The sequence below is a fragment of the Bacillus sp. JJ1127 genome (assembly GCF_036965845.1).
Lineage (GTDB): Bacteria > Bacillota > Bacilli > Bacillales > Bacillaceae_G > Bacillus_A.
Map to the genome: position 1 here is coordinate 3,769 of NZ_JBALQK010000058.1, position 7,259 is coordinate 11,027.

The window sequence follows — 7,259 nt, forward strand, 5'->3', positions numbered from 1 at the left end:
TCTACTTTCCTAGCAGCATCTACCATTGATAATTGTGCAACTAAAATAACCTGATTTCCACATTTCAGCATTCGATATATACATTGACTCACGCTATCATCATACTCTTCCTTCCGTCCTTGCATGATGAGCACAAAAGTATCTTCTACAATTATGATTTGAATATCAATCGATTTCTGTTTTTGCTGCGCATATTGTTTCAAACGCTCTACTGTTCCTGGGACAGTACTAGGATTTGTAAATAATATCGTTTGTGGTTCTTGTACATTACAAATCACTTCAAAGAATGGTTCATCGATTTTTAATATTGGTATTTCTATCGGAACATGCATATCTTGTAAAAGTGTTATAAAGTATGTACATGTTATAAGAATCGCATCAACTTTACTTTCTGCTACCCATTGCAATTGATCTCTCATTTTATTTTGAATGTAATTCGTCTCCAGCTCACCACCCTCCTGTATTCTCATTGGCAGTATTGGATCCACAAAATGGATCAACTCTACTTCAAATAATGCAAGTGCTTTCTCAATGTATGCAATATTTGAATGGTGAGCATGTAAACAAGCTAATTTTTTCATTTTCATCACACCTTTTTTAATTCAATGATACAATGTAAAATCATGAAGTTTAAATTCGTGTAATCAATGAATTGCTGTTTTTTATCAACTTCTTTATTCACGTTTTAAAAACCTGCTATATAAAAAGAATAATAACTATAAGACCGACAAAATCTTGCATACTTTTTACAAACTTTTTTGCATTTGTAACAATCTTTTTTTGCATTTCCCTACCTAAAGTTGCTAATATAATAGAGTAGAACTTTTATAGAGAGAAGGAAAATTATGCGCAATGGAATTCGAATGACAACTCTAGTAAAAAGGGCTCTGTTGATTTGCGTCGGGGTATTATTTTTATATGAAGCAATTTACGGATCAACAAGTATTGCTCGAGCAAGTACGGAAGATGACACAAAACCTGTTCAACTTGTAAGTGAAGTTCAAACAGCTCTTACTCCAAAGGAAGCACCTAAGCAATATAACGGGCAAGTTAGAAAAGTTGCTTACTTAACATTTGACGATGGTCCAGGGAAATATACTGCTGAACTTTTAGAAATGTTGAAAAAAGAAGATGCGAAAGCTACATTTTTCCTAATTGGAGCAAACGTTAAATCATTTCCGGATCTTGTAAAACGTGAATTAGCTGAAGGTCATTACGTTGGTATGCACAGTATGACACATAACTTCAAAAAGCTTTATACAGAAGGACATTATGTAGATGAGATGAAAGAAGACCAAAGCTTAATTGCTGGGATTATTGGAAAATCACCTGTATTAACTCGTCCACCTTACGGCTCAATGCCAGGATTAAATGAGGCTTTACGTAACAAAGTTGTAGAAGGCGGCTTGAAAGTTTGGGACTGGACAATTGACTCTTTAGACTGGAAATATAATAAGATGCCAGTCGATGCGGCATCTGCACAAATTGTTCAAAATGTTCTTGCTGGTGCAACAAAACCAACAGAAGTTATTCTTATGCACGATATTCATCCACAATCAGTAAAAGCAGTACCAGCTATTATTAAAGGTCTAAAAGAAAAAGGTTATGAGCTAGAAAGCTATCATGAAGATGACCACTTCCCATTAAACTTCTGGCACGATAATCGTATGTAATTGAAAAAGACTTGATTTTCTCAAAGAGAAACTCAAGTCTTTTTTCTTTATTGTTTAGAAAATTGAACCTAATAATTTTGCAATTTCACTAATCAAAATACCAACTACTGCAAAATCAGAATCACCAAATGTTGTATTTTCGAATCCTAATCCGCCCAATACTGGTAATAATAGAGCTGGAAGGAACGAAATCAATAAGCCATTTACAAATGATCCTAATATAGCTCCCCTTCTTCCCCCCTGTTGCATTCCCAAACACAGCTGCTAAATATCCAACAGAACCAAAATGTCCAATCGCAATGTCATCCATTCCCGTAATTTTTCTTACATATGGCTGTAGTAATGCTGGGAAAATTACCATGAGTGACCCTAAGACTATGGATCCTATCATAACAAGAGAAAATCCTTTCATCCCTGTTGTAGAAAATACAGCTAAAATTAAACATGCCATAAAGAGCGTATGATGCCCCGTTAAAAATACATATTTAAATTTTGTAAATCGGGCGATAAGTAAATTAACAAGCATCCCAAATACCATAATAAATGCTGTTTCTTTCCCCAATGTTTGCTGTGCAATCGCAACGACTGCTTCATTGTTCGGAATAATTCCTTTAATATGGAATGTCTTATCAAACATTTTACCAAAAACATCTAAAGCTCCAATTAATATTGTGGCCCCTCCTCCTAATACGACGAAGCCCATAATCGTTTTTAATGTTCCAGAAACTGTATCTGCAAAGTTTTTCTTCTGTAAGAGTAACCCACACATTGCAAACAATCCAACTAATTAGGTTTGCATTTCTCCTCCCTATTCAAATGCACTGGACCACTTATAAATTCTCTCAGTTCTTTTTTTAAAGACTGTTCATCTATAACATCCGCATATTTTTGAATGATCTGCATCATAATATCCACTGAATCATTTTGATCTTCACCAAACAAGGCTGCATTTACTTTTCGGAGTAATGATGCTTTTTCAGAATCTGTCAAAATAGGATTTACCATAAAAATAGGTACTGTCCCCTTCTCCAATTCAGTTGTCGTAATAATACAATCCACTTCAAATGCATTCGATTCATATTCTCGCTTTGAGATTGCCTTTAAAATATCGATACTCGAAAATAATTGTTCCAATTGATATTGCAGCATACGCGATGTACCAATACCATTTGGACAAACGAGTAATGCTGTTTTTCTTGGGTTGGGAACGATTCCTTCTTTTCTATCCAAGCACCAAAATGCATCGTAATATACGCCATTTCATCTTCCGAAATTTGTTTTCCAACGTATTCTTCAAAATGATGAACAACTTTTCTTGTAAGGATATATACTTCTTCATAATTTTTTTGAATCGTATGCAGTAATGGATTTTCTATTTCAATCCCATATTTCACACGATAGAACGCTGGCTTTATATGTAAATATAAGTATGAAGCCAGTCCTGTAAAATCTTGAAATATAACACAAGCATAATGCTGAAAATCCTTTATCATACGATCTACAATATAACGGATGCCTTGAACATCATTTTTTTCATACTCTTTTTGCTGAGCATTTACTTTCGCCCCCAACAGATGAGTGGTAATATAATAAATTTCATCTTTTGGAAATTTCACATGTAAAACGTTCTCAAACTGTTTTCCGATATACTTAGCTGCTTCAAAATGTTTTGTTTCTCGAAGAACATCTTTTTCAGCATCTTCCATTTCAACACATTGCCCTTTAACAATTCGATTACGAAACAAATACATGTAAACGCTTAAATTTTCAAGTACCTCATCCGTATATTGAACACCTAAAAATCCTTCACAATTCGATAGAATGTTTTTTATAAGGAGAAGTTCCTCTTGTTCTTTTCTATCCTTTTCATTTTCTCCACGGTTTACAATGTATTTTACGTGTGATATTAAATATTCCCATCCATGCTTTGCAATCAACTGTGAAAGATAAAAGGTTAACAAACTTCGCTTTCCTTGCTCAGTTCCTTCGATATAATAACCTCGTTTACGATCAAATTGTAAGGAAAGCTTAAACTTCACTAGCCCTACTTTCAATTTTTTCAAATCAGCAAGTGTAGTATTACGACTTACTTGTACAAGGTCTATTAAATCTTCTAGTAAGATTCTTTTTTCTTTCGTTAATAAATACAAAGCTATCCAAGCTTTTCGCTCGTGTGGAGAATAATCGTATTGAACCATTGTAAATCCATGTAATTTTTGAATCACTGTTCGTTTTGTTTCATCATTTAAACAGTATCCTAATGATCGAATGTATTTGATTGGTTCTAAATGCTCTGCAGCTAACCAATCACCTACCTTTTTCATATCGTAATAAATTGTTCTTTTCGAAACTTGTAGTAGTTCCATAAGTTGATCTACAGAAGTATAACCATCTGCTTGAATAATTTGCTGTAAAATTGCAGTACTGCGGTGATCTAATATCATATATGATGTACATCCTTTCTATACTTGTTTTTTAGTAGCCTTGCAAGTATAGATACTAACTTTGCAAAATTAGATTATTGAAATCACTTTCTACTAATATAGTAGCTCGTATTTCATATAAAATTAAGTCCAAATTATCGTTTATGTATTGTGCAATGATTGTACCTTTTTTATACGCCCATTATATAGTATCAATATGGTATATGAAATTACAACATACATACTTAATTGAAGACAGTTTTGCTTTTATTCTTTAGAAATTCTCTTTAACTAGTAAAACAAAAAATCCTACTCGTATGGATAGTATTCCATACGAGTAGGATTTTATCACAATATGTTATTCATTTTAACCTTCTTGCGTAGTTTTTACTTTCTTTTTATTTTTATCCTGATGGTTATAGTTGTACTTAGTGCGATCTACTGGTGTAAATCCTTCTGGTGTGTAGAATCGTAATAAATCTCCGTTTACAACTTCATCAGAAAATTTAAGTTTCTGTTGAACCATTTTTTCATTTTGTTTGATTTCATCCGTTGCTTCTACTGGTTTTCCAGTGGTTGTGTCATAATACTTTCCATTAAGCGCAGTAACGGCCGGACTTACATAGTTACCATTACGGAAAGGAACAACTTGTTGATGCTCTGGTGATAATAAATCTGTACCAAATTGGATATAATTCTTTGTATCAGTACCTAATAAGTGTAACAGCGTTGGAAGAACATCGATTTCTCCGCCATATTGGTGTTGAACTCCGCCCTTCATTCCTGGAACATGAATGATTAAAGGTACACGTTGTAATTGTGCATTTTCAAATGAATTAATTTCTTTACCCATGATTTGTGACATCGCTGCATTATGGTTATCTGAAATACCATAATGGTCTCCATACATCACAATGATTGAATTGTCATATAAACCAGATTGCTTCAAGTAATCCATAAAGCTTTTTACAGCTTCATCTAAATAACGTGCTGTTTGGAAATACGTATCTACAGATGAATCACCCGTTTTTGCTGGTTCAATTGTCGCTTCATCCTTATTAATTGGATAAGGGAAGTGATTTGATAACGTAATAAACTTCGCATAGAACGGTTGTTTTAATGTTTGTAACATTGGAATAGACTCATTAAAGAATGGTTTATCTTTCAGACCATAGTTTACAACATCTTTTTCATTCATATCATAATATGATGCATCAAAGAATTTATTAAATCCAAATGATTTATAAATATCATCACGGTTCCAGAATGTTTTATAGTTACCATGGAACACTGCAGATGTATAGCCCTGCTGTCCTAAAATAGCTGGTGCTGCTTGATACGTATTATGAGCTTTGTTTGTAAATACAGATCCTTGTGGTAAACCGAATAGTGAGTTCTCTAACATAAACTCCGCATCAGATGTTTTACCTTGTCCTGTTTGATGGAAGAAGTTATCAAAATACAGTGTATTTGCATCATGTGTAAATGAATTTAAGAATGGTGTAACTTCTTGTCCGTTCAACTTGTAATTAATTAAAAAGTTTTGGAACGACTCTAAATGAATATAGATAACGTTCATACCTTTCCCCTTACCAAAATACTCTGGGTTAGGGCTTGCATAGTTCGATGTAATATAGTTTCTTACACCTGTCATACTATCTCCATCTGCTAAAGCACGTTCTGTTGATGCTTTCAAGCTTTGAATGCCATCATAAATTGTATAGTTGTACGCACCTAAGTATTTCACAATGTAGTTGCGGTCAAACGTTCTTGTTAGTAATTGCGGACGATCCATTTCTGCTAAACCTAAGTTGATGCTAAAAATCAAAATTCCTGTAATAAATACAAGTGACAATTTATGTTTTGCAACACGAATTGGTTTTGGATCTGCAAACTTTGTTTTTACTAATACAAATAGGATAATTGTATCTAAGAAATACAATGGATCATATAGGTGTAATAACGCTAAAATACTGCCACCTAAATCTCCAAAGTTATTTGTTTGTGTTAATGTCGGGAACGTAATAAAATCGCTGAAAAAGCGGTAATATACCACGTTTGAGTATAAAAGAATTGACAGTAACAAATTAATAATAATTAACCAAATATAAGATCGTTTCCCTTTTGCAAATAATGCAAGTCCTAAAAATAGGACAGCTGAGCTTAGCGGGTTAAAAAATAGCAAGAATTTTTGGATTGTGTTCGATATTCCTAAGTCGAATTCTGTAACATATGCTGCATATGTTTTTAGCCAGAATAAAACAACTGCAAAAATAAAGAACCCAAAATGATTACTTAACACACGCTTGCTCTTTAACAATAATTGTTTCATCTCTCCACCTCTTTTAATCATCCAAGGCTTATTTTTTGATAAGTCCATCTCTATGTTTACTTCTTCATACAGCTCGTTCTCTTCTTTAACCATATGAAGAATATTAGTAATTATAAGTTGAAGTCTTTATTTATTCAACTATTTCTTACCAAACATTTTTGACCTTGATATATATTTAATAAAATGCATTTGTAACATTTTTTATTTCTATCTAACTTTCTAAAAATCCGTCCGGTTACTAGGACACTCCCCACTATAAACTTTTATTCTTCACTTCGCAAACATTCTTATTTCCAAAATTACCAATTGAATTTGTTGCTACTAATTTATTCATTCTGAGAAAATTTCTTCTTACTGCGTCCTTTATACGTGAAAAAATGTAATTTACATACATAACTTTTTGAAATTAAATTCTATAATTGTCATTTTATGGTTTATCACCAAAAGACGGGGGTGACATATAGATAAATGTACACTCCACTCCGAGTGGACGCTTTCCGCGGGCGAGAGCGAGCCTCCTCGGCAAGCCTGCGGGGTCTCACTTTCCTCGCTATTCCCGCTGGAGTCGCCACTCTCCGTTCCATGTATGAAAAATGATTCTTTTTCAAAAAATCAACCCCCTGTTACGGTGATGAACCCATTTTATTCTATTATTTCTCCTATTCATTTAACATCAGCTTTGTGATACGAAAAGAATATATGTAATCTGAACAGGCCGGTTCCGTTTGGAAAGACATGTAATTTTTCGTTAAATGCAATTTCTTTTCAACGTAGTTTCATGAATATTAAAAAACTACACAATATATATAAATCCATTTTAATTTTTCGATA

At 33.3% G+C, this 7,259-nt stretch carries 4 protein-coding genes and 2 pseudogenes; 1 reads left to right on the top strand and 5 read right to left on the bottom strand.

What is annotated here, in order from left to right; genetic code table 11:
- Nucleotides 1–581, bottom strand: a 581-nt coding sequence (locus V7183_RS07470) for a hypothetical protein (RefSeq protein ID WP_335359105.1), incomplete at its 3' end; no start/stop codon positions are given.
- Nucleotides 582–845: 264 nt separating this feature from the next.
- Between V7183_RS07470 and V7183_RS07475 the strand changes: the two genes are divergently transcribed.
- Nucleotides 846–1,673: a peptidoglycan-N-acetylglucosamine deacetylase gene (locus tag V7183_RS07475; RefSeq protein ID WP_097899027.1), complete on the top strand. Its 828-nt coding sequence runs from the start codon at nt 846–848 to the stop codon at nt 1,671–1,673.
- Between the two features lie 54 nt (nt 1,674–1,727).
- Here the strand turns inward: V7183_RS07475 and V7183_RS25930 are convergent, their stop codons facing one another.
- From V7183_RS25930 to V7183_RS07490, 4 genes and pseudogenes are all read right to left on the bottom strand, one after another.
- Nucleotides 1,728–1,922: a PTS transporter subunit IIC gene (locus V7183_RS25930; protein WP_438825159.1), complete on the bottom strand. Its 195-nt coding sequence runs from the start codon at nt 1,920–1,922 to the stop codon at nt 1,728–1,730.
- A pseudogene (locus V7183_RS07480) lies at nt 1,923–2,451 on the bottom strand (PTS transporter subunit IIC); the annotation flags it as partial.
- Between the two features lie 11 nt (nt 2,452–2,462).
- Nucleotides 2,463–4,117, bottom strand: a pseudogene (locus V7183_RS07485) (BglG family transcription antiterminator); the annotation flags it as partial.
- Between the two features lie 346 nt (nt 4,118–4,463).
- Nucleotides 4,464–6,428 carry an LTA synthase family protein gene (locus V7183_RS07490; RefSeq protein ID WP_335359106.1) on the bottom strand — a complete coding sequence of 655 codons (1,965 nt, stop codon included), beginning with the start codon at nt 6,426–6,428 and terminating at the stop codon, nt 4,464–4,466.
- Nucleotides 6,429–7,259 lie beyond the last annotated feature (831 nt).